The sequence below is a fragment of the Simkania negevensis Z genome (assembly GCF_000237205.1).
Taxonomy (GTDB): domain Bacteria; phylum Chlamydiota; class Chlamydiia; order Chlamydiales; family Simkaniaceae; genus Simkania; species Simkania negevensis.
The window spans coordinates 642,734-666,594 of sequence record NC_015713.1; the positions used below are offsets into that span (position 1 = coordinate 642,734).

Consider the following 23,861-nt stretch of genomic DNA (forward strand, 5'->3'; position numbering starts at 1 on the left):
ATGTGAGTGTGATTTTTTGTTTTTTAGTCTGAGGTATGATATCTTCTTTTATCTATTTTAATTCAGATGGAGAAATATGATGTCAGTTGAGGGTATTTCAGAAGGCGATATTCCTATTGATTTTAAAGGAGTAGACTCTATCGAGCAAAGCGAAGAGATAAAGGCAGTTGAGAAAGTAGACTTTAAGATCTCTTCTTGCATTCGACCAAAAATTTGTACTGCGTTTGAGAAGGTCTGCCAAGTCGATTCTTCAAGAGTTGTGGTAATTCTTAGCGATGGCTCTAAATGGAATATTGATAGTGAGAAATATCAAAACGCTTTTGATGAGATTTCAAATAATTGGAAAAAAGGGGATGACATTCGTATTGCTCATCATGCTGATGAACAAGATGATGCATTTATCTTAAAAAATGTGAGAGAAAAGAGCGCTTATCTAACTCATCTCAGCGTTGAATGTGACAATTTGTCAAAGGCCTACTTTTTGACCAAAGTAGATGAAACAGGCTATGCTCTTCGTACAAATGATGGAAACCTTTGGATGGCGGGCTATTGGGGTTCTTTTAGCACGCAGCATTGGAAGGAAGGAGATCGGGTGATCCTCAATAAAAGTACCCATTCTAATCGCTATGAGGATTATGAAATGATTCATCCAGAAAAGAAGATTGCAGTATGGGTCACACGTGTTTTTGCTGACGAATTAGAGTGAAATAAGAGTATTTTTACGCCTCTTTTGCTTTCTTTTGAAGTTTTGCGTTGAACCTGCTTAGTCTTATGCACATAAAAAGCCATAAGATGTTTAGCATTGTGATAGAAGCTGAAAAGAAAGCGCGAGCTTTATCGGGTTGAAGGTCGGAATATAAGTAACTCCGTTGTTCAGCAAGATTAGCCCCAAAGAATTCTAAAAATAAAGAGATGAATCCTAAGGCTAGAATTAAATTTAATAAACTTGTCCCTGGTTTCTTATAAGCACATTTATATAAAGCTATGAAAACTACAAGATCATAGATATAAATTAATAAAAAATTGTTTTTTCCAACAAGTTAAATTGAGATAAATCAAGTTTAAAAAGTTGGGGCAAGTTAATCATTAAACTCAATAAAGGATAAATTAAGAGGTAACAAATGGAAAAAATTAACCACTGTTTGCGGATTTGACTTGTTGACATTTTTCTTTCCAAAGAAACTCTTGAGTATATATTTTGAATCGTAATCTCGATAAAGTCAATGTTAGAATATGATTTGATTTTCAACAAAGTTGCAGTGTAAACTTTTTTGAGGAGAGGGCGACTGTGTTGAAAAAATCAATTTTCGTAGACTCCCCCCCCCTCATCATCAATCGTATTAAGTTATCAGAAGCATTTGATTCAGCATTTTGCATTTAATATGACCTTCGATTTTTTGAGTTTCTATTTTCTTTGAGAAAAACCTTTCCCCATACAGTCGCTTTAATCTTGAGAAGCTTGTCTCTGCTAATGCCCTTCTTGAGTATCTTGTCAGTTTTCCCCAGATTTCTCGCGCTAGCTGATCTCCTCCCAGTCCTTTTATTTCGCGTAAGGCGTTGTTCCTTCTTGTCATAAAAGGAGATAATAGGCTGTTTTTTCTAGGCGGAATAAGGTCTTTCGCTCCTATTTGATTGATGGCCTCCCTGCATCTTTTTGTGTCGTATCCTCCATCTGCTATGACGGTCTCAACGGGTTTAGGGAGCTTCTCTATGATTTTCGGGCCTATTTTGCAGTCAGCTTCATGCCCTTTTGTGATTTCAAAGTGGATAATTTCTTGAGTGTTTTCATCAATAGCGATGTGCAATTTAACCCATTTTCTCCTCTTTGAGGCTCCATGCATTTTCACTTTCCATTCTCCCTCCCCATAGACTTTGATCCCTGTAGTATCTAACAGCACCACTTTAGGTCTTCTAGAAGAGAGCTTGGGCAAAAGAGCTTCCATGTAGGAAGCTCTTTTGCAGATCAGAGAGTAGGTCGGAAGAAAAACATCAGGTTCTATATGTGGAAGGATTGATTTGGCAAAACCCTCGAGAGTTCTATAGGTAAGGCGATATTGTATCTTTAAGACAAGAAGGAGATAGATGAGTGGAAGGGAAAACAAACGAGGTCGACCTCGTTTGTTTTCCTCTGGCTTTTCAGTTAACGCATTTGGATCGATGAAAAAAGTTATACTTCCTCTTTTTACTAAGTCTCGATTATACTTGTGCCAATTGCGTTTACGCATCTGAAGCTCCTTTATGTTTAGTGACTTAAACCATAAGGAGCTTCTCTTTTTTAAGAAATTTTTATCAAGACTTCTCTTCTGATTTTTTCAACACAGTCGGAGAGGGCATGAAAGACCCTCAAAATAGGAGTATCTTATGCATCAAGTGGTGGACATGGCCCCTTCTTTTTCTCTCAAAAATCAAAATGGTGAACTTGTTTCTTTAGAGGATTTCCGAGGGCAGTGGGTCATCCTCTATTTTTATCCCAAAGACGATACGCCAGGGTGTACAACTGAGGCGTGTGATTTTTCCAAGCTTGCAGAAGATGTGGTCGTTCTCGGTGTTAGCCCTGATACAGTTGCAAGTCATCAGAAGTTTATTGCCAAATATGATCTAAAGTTGACCCTTTTGTCTGATCCAGAAAAGGTGGTGATGAAACAGTACGGAGCCTGGGGGCTCAAAAAGAACTATGGACGAGAGTATAAAGGGGTGATCCGCAGCACCTTTTTGATCGATCCTTCAGGAGGTCTTATCAAAGCATGGAGAAATGTGCGTGCTAAGGGGCACGCTCAGAGGGTTCTTAACGAAGGGCTTCACCGTCCATTTCAATCAGACTTTTCAAGTGCCTTTTCCAAATAGGAAGAGCTGCTTTTTGTTCAGCTATTTGCTCTTTTAAAGGAAAGCGGCCATGGTGGTTGCGAAAGGTCTGAAATGACAGGCTTATATTTTGATCTTCAGTGTAGAGTTTTGGGTAATCACTTTTCTCTTTAAAGCAAAACCAAATCATATGGTCAAGAATATGCGATGCTTGGCGAGGGAAAGAGGCAATTTGTTTTCCGTTTGTTAGGCTGGTAAGGTACTTAGCGATGGGCTTGATTGTAGGCATAAAGCTTGTAGACTCATCATTTGTTGGAGGAATTTCGATGATGACATTGTCACCGAGCTTAAAAAGTTCATCGGCAAACTCTTTCCACTTAGGACCGACATGGTGCAGAACATGAAATGCAAGAATCACATCAAAGTGTTCTCTTTTATTCATATCTTGTAGGTCTTCAACAGTTAGTTTGGTTTTCATATAGATTAGATGAGGATGATCCGTATTTGCGGCACAGATATCTCGGAGCCGATTTGAGGTGTCAACAAGGACATTTACAGCTTGGTAGTCTTGGGCGATACGGAGGGAAAAGTAGCCGTTATTTGCTCCAATATCGAGAACTTTAATGGGACGCTCATATTGATCGAGAATCTGTTTAATTGCTGCGTAGCGACTTTCACCACTTTGAGCATATCCATGATGAATTGTCTTTCCATTCACAAGGATGTCTTGATAATCCCACCAAGATTCGGCAGAGAGATTTTCGAGTAAAGAATGTTCGTTTGAATAAAGAGAAAAGGAAGCAAAAAATAATAGGTTCAAAACAAGGCGCATAGAGATCACTCTTTTACAGTTTAAAGTGTTACTACGAATGGTATCATTCTTTATGATATGAATGATATTTTTCAACCCAGATGCGCATTTTTTCCTCAGCACTTGTATCAATTTCTTTCCACCAATGGCGATGTGAAGTGACAAATTGGAGGGAAGACATGGGCGAGATGGACTGTTTTGTGATTTGCTCAATGATGGGTTTTAAATCTTCTAAACCCTCATAAAGATTGGGATAAAGTTGGGTGATGATGCTTTCAAAAGTTGTGACTTCACTTTGAATTGAAATCTTTGTGAGCTCATCAAATCTGTCGAAAAAAGCTTGTCGCTCCGGCTCTGTTAAGAAGTTAGAGACCGAGGGGTGATCTAGATAAGCAAGGAGTTGAGACCGTTTTTTCCTCCAGCTTTCCATGAGCTTTGCAATGTGATTGGCATGACTTTTTGTGAGAGGGTTCTTTGCTGCCGGCCAATCGATTAGATGATTGATGCATGGTGGTGTGAGTTTAAGAGAGATACTTAAAAAAGTGTTCGTTTGAGAAAAGATGTGTTCGTTATCAAAAAACAAAAGAGAATGGTTTTTTGTGAAGCCAATATTTCCTGCATGAAGATCCTTAGGGCCAAAGAGGGTCATGAGTAGGTTGGCTTTCCAATAATTAAGCTCCGAAATTTTTGTGGTGCGCTTAGAGAGTTTTTCTGGAAAAGTAAAAATCGTTTGATAGGTACGGATGGGTAGAAAGGGTTGAAAAACATAGGGTTTACCTTCAATCATAACGGGAAACGAAGGTGCAATTAGCGTCTCCATTTCTAGAAGTAAACTGATATCCCAACAAGCTTGTTCTAAGTAGAGGTTGCCCCTAGGTTTTAAGTAACCCCACTCTTTTGATCCTTTTTTTAGTCGTAAGCATGGCTTTTTTTTACTTTTGGTCACTTCTTCGACTGTGAGAGAGTGTCTTTCATAAAAATAGAGTGTAGCGATGAATTGATGAAGAGCTTTCCACTTGGCCTCTAAGAAGTGATTAGTGCGCAATCCGGATAAATCACGAAAGAGAGTCAGTGTATGAGAAATCAAACGATCAACAGTTGCTTTTTCATGGAGATGCCTTGCCTGTTTTATGAGATGGGTGAACCGTTTTTTCCACTTGGGAATCGGAATTTTTTCAACAAGAACTGCACTTTGAAATTGATAGGGGGTAGATGGAGGAATTAATGTTAAAGTTTTCAAAAAAAGGGCAGAGACGAAGATGAGATAGATAACCGGGAGTTTAAGCCGAGCCATAGAGTATGTAATGAGTGAAGTTCTTTACTCTTATACTCGAAATGAGCAAAAAAAATCGAGAGAAACGCTCGAAATTACGAGTTATTATAGAGAAAACATAGGATAATCGGAGTCATGCTGATAGGAATGTAGCAAGTGGGGATGCGGTAGTTCATCTGATTTAAGGCATAGGCTGTTCCAAATAAGCTCAAGAGCTCAACTGCGAAGCAACCGTACTTGTATGCGACTGGATTGCTTGAATACATGGTTGTTTCTCGACGAGAATACATTCCTGATTCTGTTCCAAAACGGGTATTTGTTAAGTTGCGAACAAAAACTTCTCCGCATGAGTTTGCGAGTGAAGAAAAGATACCAAAAGCAAGAGCGTGAGTCACTTTTGGAGCGGCAAAATCAAAAACTTTTTTGTCAGCTTTAGTAAAGTCAAGGAGGTAGGAAAGCCCCCCATGATAGGCTCCTGAAAGTGCTGAAGCAACTACTGGAAACACAAGCAACCTCTTTGTTTTGCAACAAATTTTATAGAATTGGGCGAAAAAAAACAATCGATAATGTGAGATTTTTGTATCCTGATTTCTGGAGATTTTTGTATTCTTATTGTCAATAACGAATCTGAGGGTGTTGCTGTGCAAAGATTAGATATAGAAAAGTGGGATGTCGATGAAAGCAGAGAGCTGTATTCCTGGGATAAGTGGGGTGAAGGATATTTTCATGTCAATGACAAGGGAAATATTGAAGTTACTCCTACTCAGGATGGTAATGCTGTTGATTTATATGAAATCGTCAAAACTTTAGTTGGACGTGGAGTTGAAGTTCCGGTTTTAATCCGCTTTGATGGAATCATTCAGGACCGTCTTCGAAAAATCTCCTCTGCGTTTCAAGAGGCCGTCAATCTCTATTCTTACCAGAGCGACTATCGTCATGTCTTCCCTATTAAGGTGAACCAGCAAAAGCATGTGATCGACACGATTCGTGCTGCGGGTCTTGGCAAGCGTTCAGGATTGGAAGTAGGGAGTAAGCCTGAGCTGCTGGGTATTTTAGCTTTGCCAGATGATGGAGATTCGCTATTCCTCTGTAATGGTTATAAAGATGAAGAGTATATCGAGCTGGCACTGCTCTCACGGAAGTTGGGAAAGCGGACCATTGTCATTGTTGAACAGCTCTATGAGTGCCAACTGATTCTTTCAGTTGCTGAGCGGCTCGGGATCGAAGCAGAGGTGGGGTTCCGAATGAAGCCTTCGGTGAAAGGAAGTGGACGTTGGGCTTCCTCTGGAGGTGACTTTGCTAAATTCGGGCTGAGTACTCACGAACTTCTCATAGCGTGGAAGTTCTTTTCTGAGGCAGGAAAGTCCGATTGGATCAAATTGTTACACTTTCACATTGGAAGTCAGCTGAGTTCGATTATTCCATTTAAGAAAACCCTTGCAGAAGCCGCCCATTTCTATACTGAACTCGCAAAAAAATGTCCGAAACTTGAATTTTTTGATGTCGGTGGTGGATTAGGGGTTGACTATGATGGGTCAAAAACTGTCAGTGACTCATCAATGAACTACACGATTGAAGAGTATGCAAGAGATATTGTTTACACTGTAGGAAGCATCTGTAAAGAAAATGGAGTGAAGCAACCTGTTTTAATTAGTGAATCTGGGCGAGCACTTGTTGCTCATCATTCTATTTTAGTGACTGAAGTCATCGATGTGTCAAAATATGATGCCCCAGTTTTGAAACTCGATAAACCGCCAAGTGATCACGATTTGCTTGAAGATCTCTACCAAATGTACCACTCTCTCACTCCTCAGAACTGCTTAGAGGGGTTGCACGATGCCCATTACGTCAAAGAACAGATACTAGAAAAATTCATTCATGGTGGACTCAGTTTAGAAGAGCGTGCTTATGTCGAGCAGGTCTATCGCAATGTTTTAGTCAAAGTCCATTCATTTTATGATGAATTGGAAGATGCTCATGATGACATTGTGCGACTGTCTGAGCTTCTCGTCGATATTTACTTTTGTAATTTTTCGGTGTTCCAGTCTCTTCCTGATTCATGGGCAATTCAGCAGCTCTTCCCCGTCATGCCAATCCATCGTCTTGCCGAACCACCTGATCGGAAGGCAAAGATTGTCGATTTAAGCTGTGATAGCGATGGAACTATCGAGAGGTTTATTTCTCAAGATGGGCCAGTATCAAGTATTCAGCTTCACCAATTTCAACCACATGAGCCCTACTATTTGGGCATTTTTCTAGTAGGAGCTTATCAAGAAGCTCTCGGTGGCTTGCACAATCTATTTGGTGACACCAATGCGATTCATGTCGATATGCATGATGATGGCACATGGCGCTTTAAGAACTTGATTGAAGGGGACACGATTCGCGAAGTATTGCAGTACATGCAATATGATCCCCACGAACTCAGTACTCAATTGCATCAAGTGATTGAAAATGCTCTCAGAAAAGGAATCATGACCGATCAAGAAGCTTTCATGATCAAGAAAAAGTACAAAGCTTCGATGGAAAATTATACCTATTTGGTGGTTTGATGTTTTTAGCAATGAATTGCACATTAGAAAAAGGGCAAGTTGTTATCCTGCCTGTGGCTTTTGATAAAACAACCTCTTACGGCAAAGGGACCGATAAAGGGCCTGCAGCTTTACTTGAAGCCTCAAAATATATTGAACTCTACGATATTGAAACTGACACCGAGATGTGTAGAGCAGGTATTCACACGGCTCCAGAGCTAAGACCTGTAACAAGTGAAGAAATGCTTAAGGTTACCTATGAGGCTGTAGGTCAGTACATAGATCAAGGCAAGTTCGTTGTTACCCTTGGTGGAGAACATTCAATCTCTTACGCCCCCATTCGTGCCCATGCTGAAAAATATGGCTCTTTAAGTGTTCTTCAGCTTGATGCGCATAGTGACCTCCATCCCGCGTTAGGTGGAAATCCCTACAGCCACGGCTCAGTCATGGCGCGAGTTAAAACCATTCCAGAAGTAGAAAATGTCGTTGCTGTTGGAATTCGAAGTATGGCTGAGAGGGAAAAGGAAGAGATGGAAAAAGAAGATGTTTTTTTCGCCCATCAACTAGATGGAGAAGCTTGGATGGACCAAGTGATCGATAGGCTCAGTGATCGGGTTTACCTCTCTTTTGATGTAGATGCTTTTGATTCTTCGCTTATGCCTTCAACGGGAACTCCCGAACCAGGTGGGCTTTTTTGGAACCCAGCACTTAAACTGCTGAAAAAAGTGATTGAAAAGCGGAGTCTGGTGGGATTTGACGTTGTAGAACTGAGTCCTATCCCTGGGATGCATGCACCTGATTACTTGGCAGCCAAACTTGTGTATAAAATACTTAGTTATCTTTTTGAACCCAAGGATAGTAGAAATGGCGATCGTTGACTTCATGAAAAAACATTTTAAACATTTCAATGCAGCAAGTTGTGTTGATGCTGCAGAAGGGTGGGTTAAGCTACTCAAAGAAAATGGTAAAATGTTTGTCACGCTTGCCGGTGCTATGAGTACAGCAGAACTTGGTATTTCCCTATCGGAAATGATTCGTCAAGGACATGTCCATGCCATATGCTGCACGGGTGCGAATCTCGAAGAAGATATTTTCAACCTCGTAGCGCATACTTATTACGAACGGATTCCCCATTACCGCTCCCTTTCAAAAGCGGATGAGCAGGAGCTTTATAATCGTGGTCTGAATCGTGTGACTGACACTTGCATTCCTGAAGATGAAGCGATCCGTCGTATCGAAAAACAACTTTTAGTGCTGTGGAAAAGGGCTGAAAAGCTCGGGGAGCGCTTTTTTCCTTATGAATTTATCTATCAACTTTTTGAGTATCGAATGCTCGAAGAGTTTTACGAAATCGACCTCAAAGACTCTTGGCTTTACGCAGCTTATGAAAAACAGCTGCCTATTTTTGTTCCAGGTTGGGAAGATTCCACAACGGCTAACATTTTTGTTTCTAACAAAATTCAAGGGGAGATTCAGAGTCTATCCATTGTCAAATCGGGTGTGGAACAAATGGAATCTCTAGTCCAGTGGTACCAAGAAACTGCAGGAGAATATCCCATTGGATTTTTTCAAATTGGCGGTGGTATTGCGGGCGATTTTCCCATTTGCGTTGTGCCACTGATTCGTCAAGACCTTCAACAAGAAGAGTGCTCTTTATGGAGTTACTTCTGCCAAATCAGCGACAGTACGACTTCCTATGGTTCCTATAGTGGAGCGACACCAAGTGAAAAAATCACCTGGGGAAAAATTTCAGAAACAACTCCTTCCTATGTCATTGAATCAGATGCTACAATTGTAGCCCCTCTGATTTTTCAATATGTCGGAGAGAGGCTAAAAAATCATCAAAAAGAAATGGTTTCAGCAGCTCGCGAGTCAACTTTGAGCTCATCTTTATAAAAGGTATAAAGCTCGTTTAGAGTCATTTCAGGATTTATCTGCACACCCTTTTGCAGAATCGCAATATTTTTTGTAATTGAGGATGCAATTTTATCATCAACAATGAGACCACCCTCTTCAAGGGACTTTAATAGAACATTTGCATCGAGCATTTTGATTTTTTCGATTGTGGTTAAAGTCAGAGGGGCATCAGCCTTCGACCAAGTTCTCCAACAGGGATCTTGGTGGTGGCTAAATGCCATACTTGCCCAAAAGTTTGAATGTTGGAGTGTAAGTGCATGATCGACAGGTATCAGGTCTAAAACTTCGCGACTTGGTCCCCTTCCACCTTCCGGGATTACAATTCGTGGAATGATCAAAATATTACCTGGGTTGCGATCTTGGTTTTCAAGAAGGATATCTAAAATTCCGATGTCTTGAAGACTTTGAAGGCTGACTTTTGCTTGGTTCTCTACTTTTGCAACGTCAAAAGCAAGAGCCGAGCCTGCATTGGGAATATAGGTGTGTATAGTGTAGAGTCCTTCAGGAGTGTACAAGGTAGAGCTTTCTGGGACTGCGATTTTTAATTGAGACCCCACAATAGAAGCCAATTTTTCCCGTTGGCCATAATTGACATGAGGAAACGTTTGAGGGAGAACTTGCCCTGGGTTTTTGAAAAAGAGATCTTTAACTTTTTCACTAAGCGAAGCCCCTTTTGCATACTTTAAAATTTGGGAAACACCTTTCCAATGGCTTATTTCGTCAAAAACTTGAGGAGGAAGTGTTGTTTTTTTGAGAACATATTTTGCAGTTCCATCTATTTTAACAACTGTGGCATTCGAAACTCCTTCTTGAATTGTAGTATATGTCACTTTTTGATCTGGATAACGTGCTTTGAAAAACTCTTTCGAAGAGCCCGCTTCATGATCGAATTGAAAAATGAATTGATTTGCAGTTCTTAATTCGAGATTAAGAACTTCGGCTTTTACTTCTTCTGAAGTAGGCTCTAGTGTATCTTCTGGGATAATGACTGATAGACTTGCAAATCGGCCTAGCTTTGCCGCAGCTGCCATGTGTCTCCTCCTTCTTTTATTGGTGTCTATTATATCATATCAACTTATTAATTTAAACAATAGAGTAAATCACTTATTTTAAGCTATTTAACAATGCAAAAACCGTGCTTTTGATACTCGTTAGTAAAACGGAATTGAACGGCCTGTTCGAAGAGCTCATAAAGCTCAGGAGCATCATCAGGGCAAGGGGGGAAGATGACTTCTTTGCCTTCAAAGCTGCTTTGAGCATAGGGTGGGATAGAGACTCCCTTATTAAGGTCCAGCCAGAGTGTTTCATTGTTGAAATATTCAAGAATTCTATTTGCTGGATCAATATGAAAAACCACTTTATTAGATGAATCTAAAATTTTCATAAATAATCTCCATAATTTTTTGTAAAAATAATATATAATGAATTCATTTATTTCCACTTGAAAAAAAACATTTGTTAGGAGTAAAATCCTACAAGTTTTTTATTAATTAAGGTGGAATGATGTCTGCTATTAATCAAAATTTTGTCAATCCAGAATATAAATTGATTGTTTACACTGCTTGCGCTGCAACAGCTTTTGCTGGAGCGAGTCTTTTGGCTCCATGGGAATCAGTTCGTATGATTGGGGGAACAACGCTTACAGGAATTTTTTATGCTACGATTAATGACATGGTTGCCTGCCGTGATTGCATTGAATATTTCACATTTGGACATGTGTGGGATGGGCAGAAACTTGACAAGCGTCCCATCATGACACTGGATCCAAACTTAAACGCGATTGCCTGGGGGATGATCGCTTCGTGGCATGTCAGCGCTCTTGCTGGAGTTCTTTTTGCAGCTGTTGCACGTTTGCCCTATGCTGCAGTTAAACTTTCTACCCGTCAAATTGCTCCCTACCTAGTGGGAAGTGCTATCGCTCTTTGTACCTTTGCACATGTAACTGTGCGTGTTTTAGATTCTTGGTTAAAGGAGTTAGAAAAAAATGGGGGTTTAGATAAGGTTTGGGGTGATGTTCCTTCAGATTATAAAGCCAAATTTATGTCTGTGGATGTGCGAAATTTTGTAGGATTTGTAGGGTTAGGCGTTTTGGGAATAGCTTTGAGTGTTCTCATGGTGACAACCCGCTTAGGACTAACGCCTCGACTTTTCTAGGAGCTAAGCTGAACTTCGATAAAGAGGCCAATGTCACTGAGTCCAGAGTAGCGGTCGATCAGTTCTCCCTTTTCATTGAAAATGAGAAGGGTTGGCATGATATCGACTTGGTACCGTTCACGGAATGTTGGCATTTTATTAAGATCAACTGCGAGAAATTTCCCTTTGTCAGCATGTACGGTTGCCCAGTTTTGAAAGAAGGAAGCTAGGTGTCCACAAGGGGGGCATGTTGGGGAAAAGCATTTGATGTAGATGGGGCTCTCGCTTATTTCGATTTCACGCAAAAGCTCCTTTTCAGATTGGATTTCTTTCACACCTTGCGCACTAATATCTGTTGGCTTTGAAGCAAGTTTTTTGAGCAGGTTGTGTTTTTTCACATCGACTGCTGAGAGGTCGTCTGGTTTGTCTTTATAGAGATAGAGCGTAAAGGTGTACGAAGACGTTCTTTCTTCATAGGGTTTCCCTGAAGGATCGCGAATGATGTCTTTGAATGAAAGTTCTTTCCCATCGTCCGATCTAAAGAGGCAATGCTCCATTTTAAAGTAGGCATAGCCTTGCTGCTCACAAAGTTGCATCCCTTTTTCAAGGACCGTAAGATACTTTTTCATGCCCCATTGGAATTGGTCAAGTTCTGCACTGTGCAATGGTAGAAGTAGCAGGAAGCCAAGGGAGAAGAGAAGCTTTTTCATGTGAACACCTAAAAAAATGAAAACAAACTCTACCAAAAGAAAAACTTTTTACGCAATTTTGGATAAAATTAAAAAAATAATTTGATCCTTGTTTCTTTTCTGATTAAAAGGAAATCATGGAAGTTAGAATTGGAATATTTGGTTCGTCAGAAATCGAAAGCTCTGAAGTGTTGACCCAAGCTGTGCATTTGGGACAAGCCCTCAATGAGCACGATGTGCTGCTCATGACAGGTGCTTGTTCAGGATTGCCCTATGCTGTTGCGGCAGCAGCCAGTGAAAAACAAAAGTGGGGCTTTTCTCCCGTGCGAAACTATGAGGAGCAACTTCAGCTCACTCCGGATGATGACATTTCGATTTATGATAAGATGATCTTTGTTCCTGAGACGTTTCCTTTCGCTAAAATTCTGAGTGTTTCCAAGAAATACCGGAATGTCTTGTCGACAGCAAGTTGTGATGGGGCGATTGTGATTGGTGGAAAGTGGGGAACTCTTAATGAAGTGACGAACTTGGTCGACATGGGGAAGCCAATTGGTGTTTTAGTTGGCTCGGGAGGAATTGCCGATGAAGTTTCGGCTCTTGTAGAGAGATTAGACCCTGACTCGCTAGAGTTACTTATATTAGAGAGGGACCCGAAAAAGCTTGTGACGAAGCTCTTGGGGGAAATCAATTCGTGAATCTCAAGGATCGTTTAGGAAATCTCGTCACGACAAGTGAAACTGAAGTCATCGATGCGATCGATCATTTTACTGATCAACTTCTCCGTCTAGGGGCAGAGATTGCAGATATCACTAATGCAGCTGAGCGTCATCCGGATAACTATCTCTTGCAGCTTTATGCGGCTCTTTTTTACCTCTATGGTCAAGCAGAAAAGCCGCGTGAAAAGGCACGCCTTTTTTTGCAAAAAGCGCAAGCACTCTTAGCTCATCATGTGTCGGAAAGGGAAGAGAGTTTTTATGAAGCCCTCCATCTATGGTATCAAGACCATTTGTCGGAATGTTTGAATCATTTGGAAAAACACTGCTTGAAATGGCGCAACGATTTAGTGGCCCTTAAGGCAACCGAATTCATTTATTATTGTAAGGGGCAGCAGTATGAGGGAAAAAGGTTTTTAACTTTGACAGATGCTTATTATCCCAAATGGAAAGATGATCCTTTGTTTCTCTCGATGCATTCGTTTGCACTTGAATTAACTGGCCAATTGGATGCTGCAGAAAAGGAGGCAATACGAGCGCTTGATCTCGATAAGTTCAACTCTTGGGCTCACCATACCCTCTGTCATGTTTACATCAATCGAGGAGCGATTGATAAGGGAATTGATGCGCTTGAATCGTATGTTCCTATTTGGAAAAAGTCGGGCCGGCTCATCGAATCACATAACATGTGGCATTTGGCTCTTATGTATTTGGAAAATCTCGATTTTGAAGAGTCGTTAGATGTGGTAAAGAGAGCAAAGTGGGAATCTAAAGTGAGTATGATTGGGGAAGAGGTCGATTTGGCTTCGCTTCTTTGGCGTTTTGATTTGGAACAGCAAGATGTAACTACTTTATGGGAAGGGTTAGCAGATGCTATTGGCGAGAAGGCAAGTTTTGGCTCAATTCCGTTTGTAAATGCGCAGCTTTTTTATGCCTTGAAGAGAGGAGGCAAAAAAGACGAAGTGAAGGAAGGTCTAAGTTCGATTCTTCGGTTTGCAGAGCTTCAGAGAGGAGAAGATCAGAAGGTTTGGAAGGGGATCGGGCTTCCCTTGATTTATGGAGCATTAGCCTTTGCAAATCAGGATTATAAGACTGCTCTCAAGTACTTTGACCCCATGATCGGAGAGGTGGGGGCTGTTGGAGGGAGTGACGCTCAGGTTGATCTCTTCCGTCAGACCTATTTCAAATGCCTTGTGGGGGCTAAGCGAAGGAAGGACGCGAGGGCTTATCTGACTCAAATGACAGAAGGTCGGTCGATGACAAGACTCGAAACCAAGTGGTTCAATGAATCTGTTTCTTAAAGGTTTGGGTCATAAATCATTCTATGTTAAATATTTGTTGTTTTAATATAAATATCTTATTTTAAAAGTCTTGGTATTAAAATAATTTTTACAAAATCGTAGATTATTTATTAATAAATCATTATAATTAGATTAGGAGAATCTATTATGAGTGATTTAGCTGAGAAAAAGTGTCTATCTACGTTGCTGAAGCTAGACCCAGATAGGGTTTGCTACGCAAGCTCCAATCGTGCGGTTGGAGAGTGGAACCTTTTACTCATTGAAAAACTCGTGAAAGATGCTGTCGACCATGTTCCATCAAAGCTCTCGAAAGAAGAAAGGAAACAATATGGGCAACTAAAAAAGCGCTTGGGTCAAATTAGCTGTCAATTCTTGGCACACAATTATGATAATGCACCAATTTCTCGCCAGATCGAAGCCCTTTCTCAAAAGCTTGAGCCTTTCAAAAAATCCATTCATCCTCTAATTGAAAAGACTTTTGAACATGCCTTAACAAAGAAGATTTCGGAATTAAGCTCAGGTAATCTAAAAGAAAATCAAACACGTCAATTGATTGGAGAACTGTTAGCCTTTTTTGATCGGTATCTGGTTCCTGCAATGTATTATATGAAAACTCCAGAGTTGCGCGAAGCAATGCGCGAGCTTTTGAAAAAAATTGTAAAGCTCAAAGAAACTCTTGATCCTTTCGACTTTGATGGGGCGTTAGAAGAAGGTGTTGTAACATTAGTGAAGCACTTTCTCTTCAATCTCATGACAAGTGATCGAATTTACTATAATCTTCTCAACTATCGAGAAGGCTCTTTAGATCTATCAGATGTAAGGCTTTGTCAAAAGGCAGCACATAGTATCAATGAGTTCATGTTAAAGCGACTCATTCCATTTTTACTAGATCCTGAAGTCATTCCAAGTCGCGAAGAGATTGTGAAAATTTATTGGAATCTTTCCACTCTCAACCGAGAATTGATAGATCGCCATTCAAAAGATGGTGCACTTCTTTTCCGTTCTTTGAATGTTCTAGAAGAACTCATTTAATCACGAATAAAGTCTGATATGATATTTGGTGTGCTTGTATCGAAACCTACGACATCTAGCATTCCTCGATCGTTAGGGTTGGCGATGCTAAAAGCATTTGCCTGCATTCCGCAAACAATGAGCTTTGCATCAATCCCAGATGAAGCGCGGTAATCACGCAGAGCTTCAGATGGATAAATGTCTCCTGCCCAAGTTTCGTTGTCTGTCAAAATGAGAAAAGCGTCCACATTGAGTTTGTTTTCTTTAGCAAAAACCATGGGTAAGGAACAGTCTGTTCTTCCAAATCCATGAGCTCTCATCAGAGAAATAACTTCTTGAAGGCGCATGGATTTAGAAATGGGTAGATCGATAAATTCATGACTAAAAGCTTTTATGATACAACGCTCTTCAGTTGATTTAGTCACAAGGCTTAGTGCAGCAGCAGCATCCCCTGGAGTCATAGGTGACCCTGCAAGGTTGCCCCAAAACATGGAAGCAGAGATATCGACTCCAATCATGAAACGTTTATGAGTAGGGATCACATGTTCAAAACAGGTGTAAAAAGCTTGTTCTAAAGCTTCAGAAATTCGCCCATTGGGTTTCCATGCTAATTTTCCTCGAAAGCCATTTCCTTTTGTATAGGTCATGAGGGCTGTGAGGATGGTGAGTGGATGGGTTCTTCCTTTTTTTAGGAGTTCACGACTTGTTAGTTTTTCGATGACAAAATCTTCAGCCTTAGAGAGCTCTTGGAGGAGGCCAATTTTTGTCATTTTTCCAAGGTTTCTAATGAGCGCGGTGATGGGCATGTCTCTTAGAAGAGCATCCCAGATTTCCTTTTTATTGAGAAGATTTGTGGGAATGACTTCTCTAGGAAGCTTATATTTAGAAATAAGCTCAGTAGCGTTTCTAAGAGAAGTTTCTTGCTTAAGTTGGTGAGTCGCTTGAAGTTGCTCAAAATTTTGAATCGCTTCTTCTTGTTTTTCTTTTTTACCTTGAGAGCAAGCCCAACTAAAAAGGGCTCGATGCTTTGAAGAAACAGGTTTAGGGTGGCTCAGACGAAGAAGGTCGCGATGGGACCATCCATTTCGCTCTTGATATTTCATGATTTGGTAAAGGAGAAAATCTGGCTCTTTCTCACTGTACCAATTTCCAATGCTCCTTTTTAATCCGCGCCCCCATCCTCGAAAAGCGTGTGCGTACTCTGCAAAGACGAAAAGATGCGTTGCTGTACGTGCAACAAGAGAAAGACTTTTCAAGGCTTCGTTGCGGGTTATTTCATTTCCTAAACTTGCGCACATTGCTAAAGCGAATAGAGCCGGATCATTTTTTGGAGCACGTCCTGACTGGCTAATTGTTACAATTTGCTTAACAGTTCGGATTCCATCGGTTTGAATACACACCTGAACATTTTTGGCATTCGCTTGGGTCAGTTTTCTTTCTGTGACATAATACGTTCCACCTTCTGTTCCTAAAATGAGAAAGCGATCTAATTTTTGCCATCGATCTAACTCAAAAGAATAGCCGCCTGCATTGTTTAATGTTGCTCCATAAGCAGCTTCAGTTTGAGGTGTTTTCGGATTCCTGAGATTAAAATGCTGTGAGTACTTAATGTTCATTTTCCCTCTGAAAAAAAAACGCTTTGAGCAAGGATTGTATCAAGGAAAGTCTACAAGAGACGTCCAGCGCTGAAAACCAGCTGTTCTGACCCCGATAACCTTAACACTTCGGCTCAAAGCGACTATCATTATTCCTGCAAATCGGTTTTTTTTCAAGTATGCTTGCCCTTTTTAATTAATTAGAATAATAGCGTAAGTATGACTAAAGTATTACGCAAAGGGTATGATGTGGTTTTTCAAGAAAGATTTGGAATTAAAACTCAGATTCAATATTTAAATGATGTTGAAGTCGATTCAAATGTTGCCGCTCGTTTTAAACGCTCATGGAAACAATTTCTTCCAAAAGCAAAACCAATCATCTCCGAGTATCGGGGTGAAAGGCTTGATGCGTTCTTTCGCCAGCTTGAAATCGATGGGACAGATGAAAGGTATTGCCGTCGGGTCACTATCCGCTATATTAGTCCAAAAGTAGGATACGGGGTTTTTGCAACAGAAGACATTCCTCCTTATTCGACTTTGCATCATTATACAGGTGTCCTAATGCTCGATGAGGACATTGACCCTGATCATGATAGTACGTTTTCTTTCTCAGAATATAAGGACTACTCTATTGATGCGATGCACAAGGGGAATTGGACTCGGTTCATGAACCATGGAGATCCTGCCAAGGGAGCGACCAATGTCATTCCCTGGGAGCATTATATTGATGAAGGGCCAAGGGTAGTCTTTACGACAGGGCGTTTCGGAGTGAGGAAAGGACGGCAGCTCCTATATTCATATGGCGATGAATATTGGACTGAACGGAAGTTTGTTTCCTTATAAATCTAATTTTTGAAGTTGTTTGAGTAGATCTCTTAGATTTATTTAAACATCAAACATTTAAATTAATTATTAAAAAATCGATTCTATCTCTTTACATAAAGGTCTTGATTGATTAATTAGAGGTTTAGGACAAATAGATCTGTGTAGGAGTTATATCCATGAAAAAATTAGATATTCTTGTTTGTTTCTTGCTCTGTCTAGGGGGGGTGAACTGGGGATTGATTGGCCTTTTCGATTTCAATCTTGTAGAATACTTTGTTGGTAGAACTTGGTTAGACCGTTTGATTTACGTTTTAATCGGCGCCTCTGCGATTTATCAAGCTGTTGGCTGGAAGTCTATCCAAAAACGTTGGAAATCAAGTTAGTATATGTGGAGGAGTCAGAAAATGCTAAAGAAGCTCGATAGTTTAGCCATTCTTTTACTAGTAATCGGTGGTATTGTTTGGGGGTTTATTGGACTATATCGTTTGAACTTAGTGACCTATGTATTTGATCGTGAGTGGATCATTCGAATCATTTATGTGATCTTCGGTTTATCGATGATTTATCATCTCATTTCTTGGAAAAACAGCAAGAAGAAGAAGGGCGCAAAGAGATAATAATTCATGGTTCGGGACCTCTTAAGGAGTGGAAAGAGGTTTCGAATCATTTATATTCAAACAACTGTTGAAGTAGGTTGAGTATATCTGATTATTTTGCGTTTTTTAAAAGCTCGATATCCGTGCTTTGAATCGCGGGGATATTTCGGGTGATTTTTTCTATATCCCAATCCCACCAACGAATCGAGAGGAGTTCTTCCGTGACACGGGGTTTGAATCTTTTCCGAATGGGTTTTGCAGGTGAGCCAGCTGCCATTGTATAGGGAGGGATTTCATCGATGACTGTAGAGTTTGGAGCGAGAACGACTCCATCTCCAAGCTTTGCCCCAGGAATTAAAATAGAGTGAGCTCCCACGAAAACATCATTTCCAACTTCCACATTCCCACACCAAGCAACGGTGCCACAATCTCCTACATCATGCCAACCTTCCTCAAACAACTGAAAGGGGTAGGAAGAGGTTCCTTTGAGTTTGCGGTAGGCTCGGTCTAAAATGAAAAGAGAACGGGGAGCGATACAAGTAAACTTCCCAATCTTCAGGTGAGTCTTTTTGTGCTCAAACATGTTGATGATGCACAAGTCTTCAAAGTTTTCAGCTCCAAGCGGATCGTAGTAGTAAGTATAGTCTCCAACATCACAGTTGTGGGATGAAAGGACGTTTTTCACAAAGCAGAGCTTTTTGCCAAGTGATTTAACTGGAAACTTTTCGTTAGGATCAGGTCCGACGATCATTTACAACTCACTGTTGCTTTATTTCCTCTAATGCATAGCGAGATGAATTGATTTTTTCAACTTGTTTTAATTGCCTGCAGGTCCTAATGTTACTGCTTCAGACTCTCTTTTAAGCTATACTGAACTAACTTCGAAATTTGGTTCAGTATAGCTTAAAAGAAGGTCTCATAACCCGTTATGATAGAATGCAGCTCGAAGACCTCTTAATCAAATTTTCCCCTAAAAAGATTATCGAGGCACTGAGCATTTTTCTCACTGAAGAGAGAAAAGTAAGGATTGATCAAGTCCTTGAGAAGCGGGTAAAAGGTGTGCAGGTAGCATTAGAAGCCCCAGCTGACATTCACAATGCACTAGCAGTTACGCGTACAGGAGAAGCTCTTGGGGTTTATCAATTTCATCTTATCGATGCTCAACTTGTCAAAGGACAAGGAAAGGCAACGATGCGGGGGAGTTCAAGATGGATTCATTTATACCGGCACAATACGCTCGAAGTATTTCGCTCAAAAATGAAAGGATTTATCCTTGCAGGAGCTTCGCTTGATGGAGAGCTTACTTTAGAAGAACTTCCGAAAGATCGTCCTCTATGTTTGCTTTTCGGGAATGAAAGAAAAGGGCTAACTTCAGAAGCAAAGGCAATGTGTGATCTTCTGTATCACATTCCTATGGTTGGGATGGTCGAGAGTTTTAATTTGTCGGTGTCTGCTGGTTTAAGTTTGTACCAAATGATGCGAGGCAAAACAGAAGGGGATTTGAATCATGAGGAGCAACTAGAAGAAAAAGCTCGCTATTATGCGCGGTCTATTGGGATCAAGGTTGCCCACGATATTTTACAAAGGAGTAGACAATGAAAAAAATGCTGTTGATGTTTGCAGTTTTCCTTCAACCCTTTTTATGGGGAGAACCTTCAAAAGAAGCTTTTTATATGGGGGAAATGAAGTGTCAGTATCTTCACGAAAATAACCCTGAGCATTTTGGGATTTTCTTCCTGAAGCGTAGCGGTTTAAATGAGGACGGTCTGATCATCGACTCTTGCCTTTTGGTCTCTCCTGAAGAAGGGATTTTTAGTTTTCAACATGTTGCTGTTCCTCAAGACGATCCCAATGAGTTTTTAGCATCAAATCCCGAGTCTGAATTTATTGGCGAAGGAGAAATTGTCGGGTTTCCTTGGGATTGGACCGAGCTCCGTGAGTGTTTAGAATTTGACGCCGATGGAGGAGTGATTGTCAGAGTGGAAAATATTCAGCTTGAAAATGGGGCAATTGTTTCCAAAGCGCGCATCTTTTTTAAAGATGATGAAGACGAAGAAGCTAAGTATTTCGCGACATTTTCAGCTTATCTTTATCCGATTGATCCATCTGTCATCGATGTCATGTTGCACGATTGGGGATTAAATAGTGATAAACAAAAAGAGCGACTAGCCAGCCAATAAAAGCGCCTCCAATAACATCTCCAACGAAGTGGAAGTTCATGCCAACAAGCCCCATCACTTCTAGGGTAATGAGGAGGAGACTTAAAAGACGCCATTTGGGAAAGACAAGCCAAATCATCGTTCCCACAGCAACAATGATGGCAGTATGTCCTGATGGAAAGGAGAAATAACTCCAACCCACATGGAAGAAATGAAATCCATAGGCTTTATTTTGAATCCAAGAAGGGTTATTTTGGATCCAGGTTTCTGGCCAGTAACGACCAAAAAATGCTTTTGAAGAATCGGTGATGACACTTGCGAAAATGGAAGAAAGTGCTACAGCTAAAAGTCCCTGCTCAGGTATCTTTCCATTTTTCCAAAGTCGCTTGATCCCAAAGTAGATCAAGCTAAAAGCCGAAAGAGCGTTAAGATACTTTGCAATTTCAGAAAACCAGTTGAGAAAAGCAAATCGACGCAATTGCTTTTCATAGACCCAAGTTGAGACTTCTCGATCTACGAAGAAATATGAGAGAATGACGAGGAGAATGGTCATTGAAAAAACAATTAGGAGCAGAATGAGGAAGGCTTTGGATTTTAGATTCATGATTTAACCCATATTCAAAATGGAAAAAAGGGTAAAGAAATATCTCATAGAAGGGTCTTTAGTATTACCGGCGGTGATTTTTTTACTCATTCCGGTTGTGTTTGGAATGTGGGGAGAGAAAACATGGAAAAAACTTCTCATCCAATCGGGTTTTATCACACTTTCAATGTTGATTTTCAGTTTGGTTCTTTCACCTCTCAATCGCTTTTTCCCAAAATGGCATTTCATTAAATTTTTCAATCGTTTCCGTCGTGAAATTGGGCTTGCGGTTTTCTTTTATGCTTGCTTTCACTTTTTCTGTTTTATCATACGCGCAATCGAAAAAAAAGGGTGGTTTGACCCCCACTACTTTTTGCATCCTGTGGTGATTCCAGGGCTGTTTGCCTTTTTGATTTTGCTCTTGCTTGCAGTCACGAGTAATAATTGGAGTATCAAGAAGATGGGATATCGAAAATGGAAAGGATTACATCGCTTAATTTATGTGGGAGAAATTGCGGTATTTATTCACGTCTATTTAAAGTCGCCTTTTTACGCGCTTGTTCTCATTCTCCCACTTGTTTGCATCCAGATTGGTTGCTATTTCTTCGTTCGAAGAAATCAGTAGCTTTGTCTCAAAATGGACAAAATCTCTTTTGTGATTTTGTCTTTTGATTGGTTACACACAACAGTTTGCAAGGTCTTTTGACTTTCATAGTAAGAAATTAACGGCTCTGTTTGTTGATGATACACATCGAGTCGATTGCGAACGACTTTTTCAGTGTCATCAGCTCGTTGCACGAGTGTTCCTTCGCAACTATCACATGTCATTTCCTTTTTTGGAGGAAAGTGAATGCGGTGATAGGGTGTACTGCAAGAAGAACAAACCATGCGGTTTGTTAAACGATCAATAATCTCTTCATCTGCGATGTCGAGGTTGATGGCAATCACTTTTGAGCTTTTTCCTAGCCGTTCATCGTAAGCTTTTGCTTGAGCGAGTGTACGAGGAAACCCATCAAGGATGTACCCTTTTTGGCAATCTTCTTGGGAGACGCGAGCAAAAAGCATGTCTAGAATGAGGTTATCAGGAACTAGTTGTCCCTTATCCATAAAAGCTTGAGCTTTTTTCCCAAGTTCTGTTCCTTGCTTTCTGTTTTCGCGTAAGAGATCTCCAGTTGAAATGTGGGGAATCTGCAAAGTGTCGCGAACAACAGCGGCCTGAGTTCCTTTTCCAGCTCCTGGAGGTCCAAGCATGATGAGTACACGTGTTTCTTGCTTTTTCTCTCCTGCGTGTAGAGGGGGAACCAAGATGGTTGCAAGTGCTAAAAAACTGCTGATAAACATAGAAAATAGAATCCTTTTCATGTAACCCTAGTTAAACTTGTTTTCGAAAAGATGCCGCCCAAGTGTAACACAGATCGCGATTATTTGTGGCCTGTTTTAGGCTGTCTTTTAGGAATTTTTTTTGGGTAGATGACTCGCTCTTGGTCGAGTTCTTTTTTGAGATCCCGCTCTTGCTCTTTTTCCACGGCCTGTTGACGTTTTTTTTGTTGGATATCAGGATTGACAACTTTTCTTTTCATAGCTTACGCCTCATCAAATGGATTTCAAAATGGTGCTTGACGCTTAACGAGACTATGTCACTAACAATCTTTTTAGTCGAGTTTGTAGTTCATTTGCTCGTGCATGCTATGTGCGTCTCCGTTCCAATCAATGTCAAAGGTAAACATCGAGGGAATACGCATCCGCAATTTAAGACAGCGGACAATATAGGTTACGAACAAAAAGGGTTGAATGAGAAAAGGACTCAAGTCGTGTCGAGAAAAGATGACATCTTCAACACTGAGGAGTTTTTTAATAAAGTGAGAGTAGTTTTTTTGAGGGTGTTTTGTCTTCCAGCCATAGAGAAGCATTCCAATCGCAACTTGCTTAGAGAAACCTATTTTCGGCTTGATCAGTTGCAAGGTTTCATTGAAAAAAGCTAAGGGGAGGTGATCTTCTTTTCTGAACAAATGGAGTCCACTCGTCGATCTAGGGTTGCACTCAATAGGGTATAGGCTTCCGTCGTCTAGCTCAATGAAATCAAATCCGACTTGACCTGTGAATTTTTCTTTCTCTACAAAGTTTTTCACCCATTCTTCAATAGCTGGATGTTCGATGGCTTCAAAGTTTAAACATGAGCTTTCGTCGATCGAGAACTCTAGGGGATAGACAGCATGAGCAGAAAGCTTTCCTTGATTTGCAATGCTATAAGTACAGAGTTTTTTTCCTTTGAGCCATTCTTGAGCCACCCAAGGATTATGAGGATCAATTAAGACATTTTCGAGTTGTTTTTTGTCTTGAACTTTGATCACCCTCTGTGCAGCACGGGAATAACACGGCTTGATAATATAAGGAAACTTCAGTGGAAGGGTGTCAAAATCTTCTTTCGTTTTGACTAAATAAGACTCAGGAGCAGTTATGCCCATATGGTGAAGCTTTTCATTGAAGAGCCACTTGTTGTGGAGCTGATCAAGTATTTGGAATGAGGTACTGAAAATCTTACAAGATTGAGGGAAGCGGTGAAGGTCTTTTGAAAAACAAAAAATCTCTTCAAAGGTGGGGATGATCAGGTCGATTTTTTCTCTTTCGACGATCTCAACAAGGCGATCAATAAACTTCTTCGGCTCAAAACGGGGACTGGGGACAATAAAATTTTTCTTAACGGCTTTTGAGTAGCGACAAATATGAAAACGGGTCGAGTCAGCAGTGTAGACTGTGTGCCCCATTTCATAAAAACGGCGGGTTAAATCTAGAGTGGGGATCCACCGTCCACCAGTGAATAATATTCTCTTATTAGAAATGGTGACCTACCAAGTTATTAGATGTTTAAAACTTCACTATAATCAGAGAGAAATTTTTCTCAATGCTTAAATGCGGTATCTG

At 40.5% G+C, this 23,861-nt stretch carries 28 protein-coding genes; 15 read left to right on the forward strand and 13 right to left on the reverse strand.

Features of this window, described 5'->3' with window-relative positions; translation table 11 throughout:
* Positions 1-76 precede the first annotated feature (76 nt).
* Positions 77-706: a hypothetical protein gene (locus SNE_RS03510; RefSeq protein ID WP_148258935.1), complete on the forward strand. Its 630-nt coding sequence runs from the start codon at positions 77-79 to the stop codon at positions 704-706.
* Positions 707-1,340: 634 nt separating this feature from the next.
* Here SNE_RS03510 and SNE_RS03515 read toward each other — a convergent pair.
* Positions 1,341-2,225: an IS5 family transposase gene (locus tag SNE_RS03515; protein ID WP_013942424.1), complete on the reverse strand. Its 885-nt coding sequence runs from the start codon at positions 2,223-2,225 to the stop codon at positions 1,341-1,343.
* Between the two features lie 136 nt (positions 2,226-2,361).
* Between SNE_RS03515 and SNE_RS03520 the strand changes: the two genes are divergently transcribed.
* Positions 2,362-2,844 (forward strand): peroxiredoxin, encoded by a 483-nt coding sequence (locus tag SNE_RS03520; protein ID WP_053225328.1) that lies wholly within the window; start codon positions 2,362-2,364, stop codon positions 2,842-2,844.
* Here the strand turns inward: SNE_RS03520 and SNE_RS03525 are convergent.
* The 3 genes from SNE_RS03525 to SNE_RS03535 form a co-directional block, all read right to left on the reverse strand.
* Positions 2,786-3,634 carry a class I SAM-dependent methyltransferase gene (locus SNE_RS03525; RefSeq protein WP_013942952.1) on the reverse strand — a complete coding sequence of 283 codons (849 nt, stop codon included), beginning with the start codon at positions 3,632-3,634 and terminating at the stop codon, positions 2,786-2,788. The genes SNE_RS03520 and SNE_RS03525 overlap by 59 nt on opposite strands.
* A 43-nt stretch (positions 3,635-3,677) precedes the next feature.
* Complete coding sequence (locus SNE_RS03530) at positions 3,678-4,907, reverse strand: hypothetical protein (RefSeq protein WP_013942953.1); 1,230 nt, start codon at positions 4,905-4,907, stop codon at positions 3,678-3,680.
* A 74-nt stretch (positions 4,908-4,981) separates the two neighbouring features.
* Positions 4,982-5,392 (reverse strand): hypothetical protein, encoded by a 411-nt coding sequence (locus tag SNE_RS03535; protein WP_041418748.1) that lies wholly within the window; start codon positions 5,390-5,392, stop codon positions 4,982-4,984.
* A 135-nt stretch (positions 5,393-5,527) separates the two neighbouring features.
* Here SNE_RS03535 and speA point away from each other — a divergent pair, with 135 nt between their 5' ends.
* The 3 genes from speA to SNE_RS03550 are packed head-to-tail and all read left to right on the forward strand — an operon-like array spanning position 5,528 to position 9,313.
* Positions 5,528-7,438 (forward strand): biosynthetic arginine decarboxylase, encoded by a 1,911-nt coding sequence (gene speA, locus SNE_RS03540; protein WP_013942955.1) that lies wholly within the window; start codon positions 5,528-5,530, stop codon positions 7,436-7,438.
* Positions 7,438-8,295: an agmatinase gene (gene speB / locus SNE_RS03545; RefSeq protein ID WP_013942956.1), complete on the forward strand. Its 858-nt coding sequence runs from the start codon at positions 7,438-7,440 to the stop codon at positions 8,293-8,295. The genes speA and speB overlap by 1 nt, the downstream gene beginning before the upstream one ends.
* Positions 8,282-9,313, forward strand: coding sequence for a deoxyhypusine synthase family protein (locus SNE_RS03550; protein WP_013942957.1), 1,032 nt, complete (start codon positions 8,282-8,284; stop codon positions 9,311-9,313). The genes speB and SNE_RS03550 overlap by 14 nt, the downstream gene beginning before the upstream one ends.
* Here SNE_RS03550 and SNE_RS03555 read toward each other — a convergent pair.
* Positions 9,259-10,365, reverse strand: a complete 1,107-nt coding sequence (locus SNE_RS03555) for a hypothetical protein (RefSeq protein ID WP_013942958.1) — start codon at positions 10,363-10,365, stop codon at positions 9,259-9,261. The genes SNE_RS03550 and SNE_RS03555 overlap by 55 nt on opposite strands.
* Before the next feature lie 83 nt (positions 10,366-10,448).
* Positions 10,449-10,718, reverse strand: a complete 270-nt coding sequence (locus tag SNE_RS03560; protein WP_013942959.1) for a hypothetical protein — start codon at positions 10,716-10,718, stop codon at positions 10,449-10,451.
* A 116-nt stretch (positions 10,719-10,834) separates the two neighbouring features.
* On the opposite strand from SNE_RS03560, the gene SNE_RS03565 reads away from it, so the two are divergent.
* Positions 10,835-11,488 (forward strand): hypothetical protein, encoded by a 654-nt coding sequence (locus SNE_RS03565; RefSeq protein ID WP_148258936.1) that lies wholly within the window; start codon positions 10,835-10,837, stop codon positions 11,486-11,488.
* Here the strand turns inward: SNE_RS03565 and SNE_RS03570 are convergent.
* The gene (locus tag SNE_RS03570) at positions 11,485-12,177 is read right to left on the reverse strand and encodes a thioredoxin family protein (RefSeq protein ID WP_148258937.1); all 693 of its coding nucleotides are present in this window, start codon (positions 12,175-12,177) and stop codon (positions 11,485-11,487) included. The genes SNE_RS03565 and SNE_RS03570 overlap by 4 nt on opposite strands.
* 116 nt (positions 12,178-12,293) lie before the next feature.
* Between SNE_RS03570 and SNE_RS03575 the strand changes: the two genes are divergently transcribed.
* The 3 genes from SNE_RS03575 to SNE_RS03585 all read left to right on the forward strand — a co-directional run bounded on the left by SNE_RS03575 (position 12,294) and on the right by SNE_RS03585 (position 15,202).
* Positions 12,294-12,851 (forward strand): SLOG cluster 4 domain-containing protein, encoded by a 558-nt coding sequence (locus tag SNE_RS03575; protein ID WP_013942962.1) that lies wholly within the window; start codon positions 12,294-12,296, stop codon positions 12,849-12,851.
* Positions 12,848-14,170 carry a hypothetical protein gene (locus SNE_RS03580; protein ID WP_013942963.1) on the forward strand — a complete coding sequence of 441 codons (1,323 nt, stop codon included), beginning with the start codon at positions 12,848-12,850 and terminating at the stop codon, positions 14,168-14,170. The genes SNE_RS03575 and SNE_RS03580 overlap by 4 nt, the downstream gene beginning before the upstream one ends.
* Before the next feature lie 147 nt (positions 14,171-14,317).
* Positions 14,318-15,202, forward strand: a complete 885-nt coding sequence (locus SNE_RS03585) for a hypothetical protein (protein WP_013942964.1) — start codon at positions 14,318-14,320, stop codon at positions 15,200-15,202.
* On the opposite strand, the gene SNE_RS03590 is transcribed toward SNE_RS03585, so the two are convergent.
* Positions 15,199-16,797, reverse strand: a complete 1,599-nt coding sequence (locus SNE_RS03590) for a TROVE domain-containing protein (protein WP_013942965.1) — start codon at positions 16,795-16,797, stop codon at positions 15,199-15,201. The two genes, SNE_RS03585 and SNE_RS03590, sit on opposite strands and share 4 nt — an antisense overlap.
* A gap of 198 nt (positions 16,798-16,995) precedes the next feature.
* Here SNE_RS03590 and SNE_RS12155 point away from each other — a divergent pair, with 198 nt between their 5' ends.
* The 3 genes from SNE_RS12155 to SNE_RS03605 all read left to right on the forward strand — a co-directional run bounded on the left by SNE_RS12155 (position 16,996) and on the right by SNE_RS03605 (position 18,218).
* Complete coding sequence (locus tag SNE_RS12155; RefSeq protein WP_013942967.1) at positions 16,996-17,619, forward strand: SET domain-containing protein-lysine N-methyltransferase; 624 nt, start codon at positions 16,996-16,998, stop codon at positions 17,617-17,619.
* Positions 17,620-17,777: 158 nt separating this feature from the next.
* Positions 17,778-17,984 (forward strand): DUF378 domain-containing protein, encoded by a 207-nt coding sequence (locus SNE_RS03600; protein ID WP_013942968.1) that lies wholly within the window; start codon positions 17,778-17,780, stop codon positions 17,982-17,984.
* A gap of 21 nt (positions 17,985-18,005) precedes the next feature.
* Entirely contained in the window at positions 18,006-18,218 is a 213-nt protein-coding gene (locus SNE_RS03605) for a DUF378 domain-containing protein (RefSeq protein ID WP_041418750.1), read from the forward strand.
* A 91-nt stretch (positions 18,219-18,309) separates the two neighbouring features.
* Here the strand turns inward: SNE_RS03605 and SNE_RS03610 are convergent, their stop codons facing one another.
* Positions 18,310-18,948 (reverse strand): CatB-related O-acetyltransferase, encoded by a 639-nt coding sequence (locus SNE_RS03610; RefSeq protein WP_013942970.1) that lies wholly within the window; start codon positions 18,946-18,948, stop codon positions 18,310-18,312.
* A 185-nt stretch (positions 18,949-19,133) separates the two neighbouring features.
* Between SNE_RS03610 and SNE_RS03615 the strand changes: the two genes are divergently transcribed.
* Together SNE_RS03615 and SNE_RS03620 are read left to right on the forward strand one after the other, a co-directional pair.
* Complete coding sequence (locus SNE_RS03615; RefSeq protein ID WP_013942971.1) at positions 19,134-19,796, forward strand: TrmH family RNA methyltransferase; 663 nt, start codon at positions 19,134-19,136, stop codon at positions 19,794-19,796.
* Positions 19,793-20,377, forward strand: coding sequence for a hypothetical protein (locus SNE_RS03620; RefSeq protein WP_013942972.1), 585 nt, complete (start codon positions 19,793-19,795; stop codon positions 20,375-20,377). The genes SNE_RS03615 and SNE_RS03620 overlap by 4 nt, the downstream gene beginning before the upstream one ends.
* Here the strand turns inward: SNE_RS03620 and SNE_RS12160 are convergent.
* On the reverse strand, positions 20,316-20,960 hold the full coding sequence (locus SNE_RS12160; protein ID WP_013942973.1) for a phosphatase PAP2 family protein: 645 nt from the start codon (positions 20,958-20,960) through the stop codon (positions 20,316-20,318). The genes SNE_RS03620 and SNE_RS12160 overlap by 62 nt on opposite strands.
* Positions 20,961-20,979: 19 nt before the next feature.
* Between SNE_RS12160 and SNE_RS12165 the strand changes: the two genes are divergently transcribed.
* Positions 20,980-21,564: a ferric reductase-like transmembrane domain-containing protein gene (locus SNE_RS12165; RefSeq protein ID WP_013942974.1), complete on the forward strand. Its 585-nt coding sequence runs from the start codon at positions 20,980-20,982 to the stop codon at positions 21,562-21,564.
* Here the strand turns inward: SNE_RS12165 and SNE_RS03635 are convergent.
* The 3 genes from SNE_RS03635 to SNE_RS03640 form a co-directional block, all read right to left on the reverse strand.
* Positions 21,558-22,301, reverse strand: coding sequence for an adenylate kinase (locus tag SNE_RS03635; protein ID WP_231919517.1), 744 nt, complete (start codon positions 22,299-22,301; stop codon positions 21,558-21,560). The genes SNE_RS12165 and SNE_RS03635 overlap by 7 nt on opposite strands.
* Before the next feature lie 59 nt (positions 22,302-22,360).
* Positions 22,361-22,519, reverse strand: coding sequence for a hypothetical protein (locus SNE_RS13165; protein ID WP_013942976.1), 159 nt, complete (start codon positions 22,517-22,519; stop codon positions 22,361-22,363).
* Between the two features lie 72 nt (positions 22,520-22,591).
* Positions 22,592-23,704, reverse strand: a complete 1,113-nt coding sequence (locus SNE_RS03640) for an ATP-grasp domain-containing protein (protein WP_013942977.1) — start codon at positions 23,702-23,704, stop codon at positions 22,592-22,594.
* Between the last annotated feature and the right edge of the window lie 157 nt (positions 23,705-23,861).

Excerpts from the sequence above, each read along its gene's own strand:
- SNE_RS03550 (WP_013942957.1), top strand. The coding sequence starts at position 8,282 with ATGGCGATCGTTGACTTCATGAAAAAACATTTTAAACATTTCAATGCA.
- SNE_RS13165 (WP_013942976.1), bottom strand. The coding sequence starts at position 22,519 with ATGAAAAGAAAAGTTGTCAATCCTGATATCCAACAAAAAAAACGTCAA.
- SNE_RS03590 (WP_013942965.1), bottom strand. The coding sequence starts at position 16,797 with ATGAACATTAAGTACTCACAGCATTTTAATCTCAGGAATCCGAAAACA.
- SNE_RS03515 (WP_013942424.1), bottom strand. The coding sequence starts at position 2,225 with ATGCGTAAACGCAATTGGCACAAGTATAATCGAGACTTAGTAAAAAGA.
- SNE_RS03510 (WP_148258935.1), top strand. The coding sequence starts at position 77 with ATGATGTCAGTTGAGGGTATTTCAGAAGGCGATATTCCTATTGATTTT.
- SNE_RS03565 (WP_148258936.1), top strand. The coding sequence starts at position 10,835 with ATGATGTCTGCTATTAATCAAAATTTTGTCAATCCAGAATATAAATTG.
- SNE_RS03620 (WP_013942972.1), top strand. The coding sequence starts at position 19,793 with ATGAAAAAAATGCTGTTGATGTTTGCAGTTTTCCTTCAACCCTTTTTA.
- SNE_RS03605 (WP_041418750.1), top strand. The coding sequence starts at position 18,006 with ATGCTAAAGAAGCTCGATAGTTTAGCCATTCTTTTACTAGTAATCGGT.
- SNE_RS03585 (WP_013942964.1), top strand. The coding sequence starts at position 14,318 with ATGAGTGATTTAGCTGAGAAAAAGTGTCTATCTACGTTGCTGAAGCTA.
- SNE_RS03560 (WP_013942959.1), bottom strand. The coding sequence starts at position 10,718 with ATGAAAATTTTAGATTCATCTAATAAAGTGGTTTTTCATATTGATCCA.
- SNE_RS03615 (WP_013942971.1), top strand. The coding sequence starts at position 19,134 with ATGCAGCTCGAAGACCTCTTAATCAAATTTTCCCCTAAAAAGATTATC.
- SNE_RS12155 (WP_013942967.1), top strand. The coding sequence starts at position 16,996 with ATGACTAAAGTATTACGCAAAGGGTATGATGTGGTTTTTCAAGAAAGA.
- SNE_RS03525 (WP_013942952.1), bottom strand. The coding sequence starts at position 3,634 with ATGCGCCTTGTTTTGAACCTATTATTTTTTGCTTCCTTTTCTCTTTAT.
- SNE_RS03640 (WP_013942977.1), bottom strand. The coding sequence starts at position 23,704 with ATGGGGCACACAGTCTACACTGCTGACTCGACCCGTTTTCATATTTGT.
- SNE_RS12160 (WP_013942973.1), bottom strand. The coding sequence starts at position 20,960 with ATGAATCTAAAATCCAAAGCCTTCCTCATTCTGCTCCTAATTGTTTTT.
- SNE_RS03575 (WP_013942962.1), top strand. The coding sequence starts at position 12,294 with ATGGAAGTTAGAATTGGAATATTTGGTTCGTCAGAAATCGAAAGCTCT.
- speB (WP_013942956.1), top strand. The coding sequence starts at position 7,438 with ATGTTTTTAGCAATGAATTGCACATTAGAAAAAGGGCAAGTTGTTATC.
- SNE_RS03530 (WP_013942953.1), bottom strand. The coding sequence starts at position 4,907 with ATGGCTCGGCTTAAACTCCCGGTTATCTATCTCATCTTCGTCTCTGCC.
- SNE_RS03555 (WP_013942958.1), bottom strand. The coding sequence starts at position 10,365 with ATGGCAGCTGCGGCAAAGCTAGGCCGATTTGCAAGTCTATCAGTCATT.
- SNE_RS03635 (WP_231919517.1), bottom strand. The coding sequence starts at position 22,301 with ATGAAAAGGATTCTATTTTCTATGTTTATCAGCAGTTTTTTAGCACTT.
- SNE_RS03570 (WP_148258937.1), bottom strand. The coding sequence starts at position 12,177 with ATGAAAAAGCTTCTCTTCTCCCTTGGCTTCCTGCTACTTCTACCATTG.
- SNE_RS03520 (WP_053225328.1), top strand. The coding sequence starts at position 2,362 with ATGCATCAAGTGGTGGACATGGCCCCTTCTTTTTCTCTCAAAAATCAA.
- SNE_RS03610 (WP_013942970.1), bottom strand. The coding sequence starts at position 18,948 with ATGATCGTCGGACCTGATCCTAACGAAAAGTTTCCAGTTAAATCACTT.
- SNE_RS12165 (WP_013942974.1), top strand. The coding sequence starts at position 20,980 with ATGGAAAAAAGGGTAAAGAAATATCTCATAGAAGGGTCTTTAGTATTA.
- SNE_RS03600 (WP_013942968.1), top strand. The coding sequence starts at position 17,778 with ATGAAAAAATTAGATATTCTTGTTTGTTTCTTGCTCTGTCTAGGGGGG.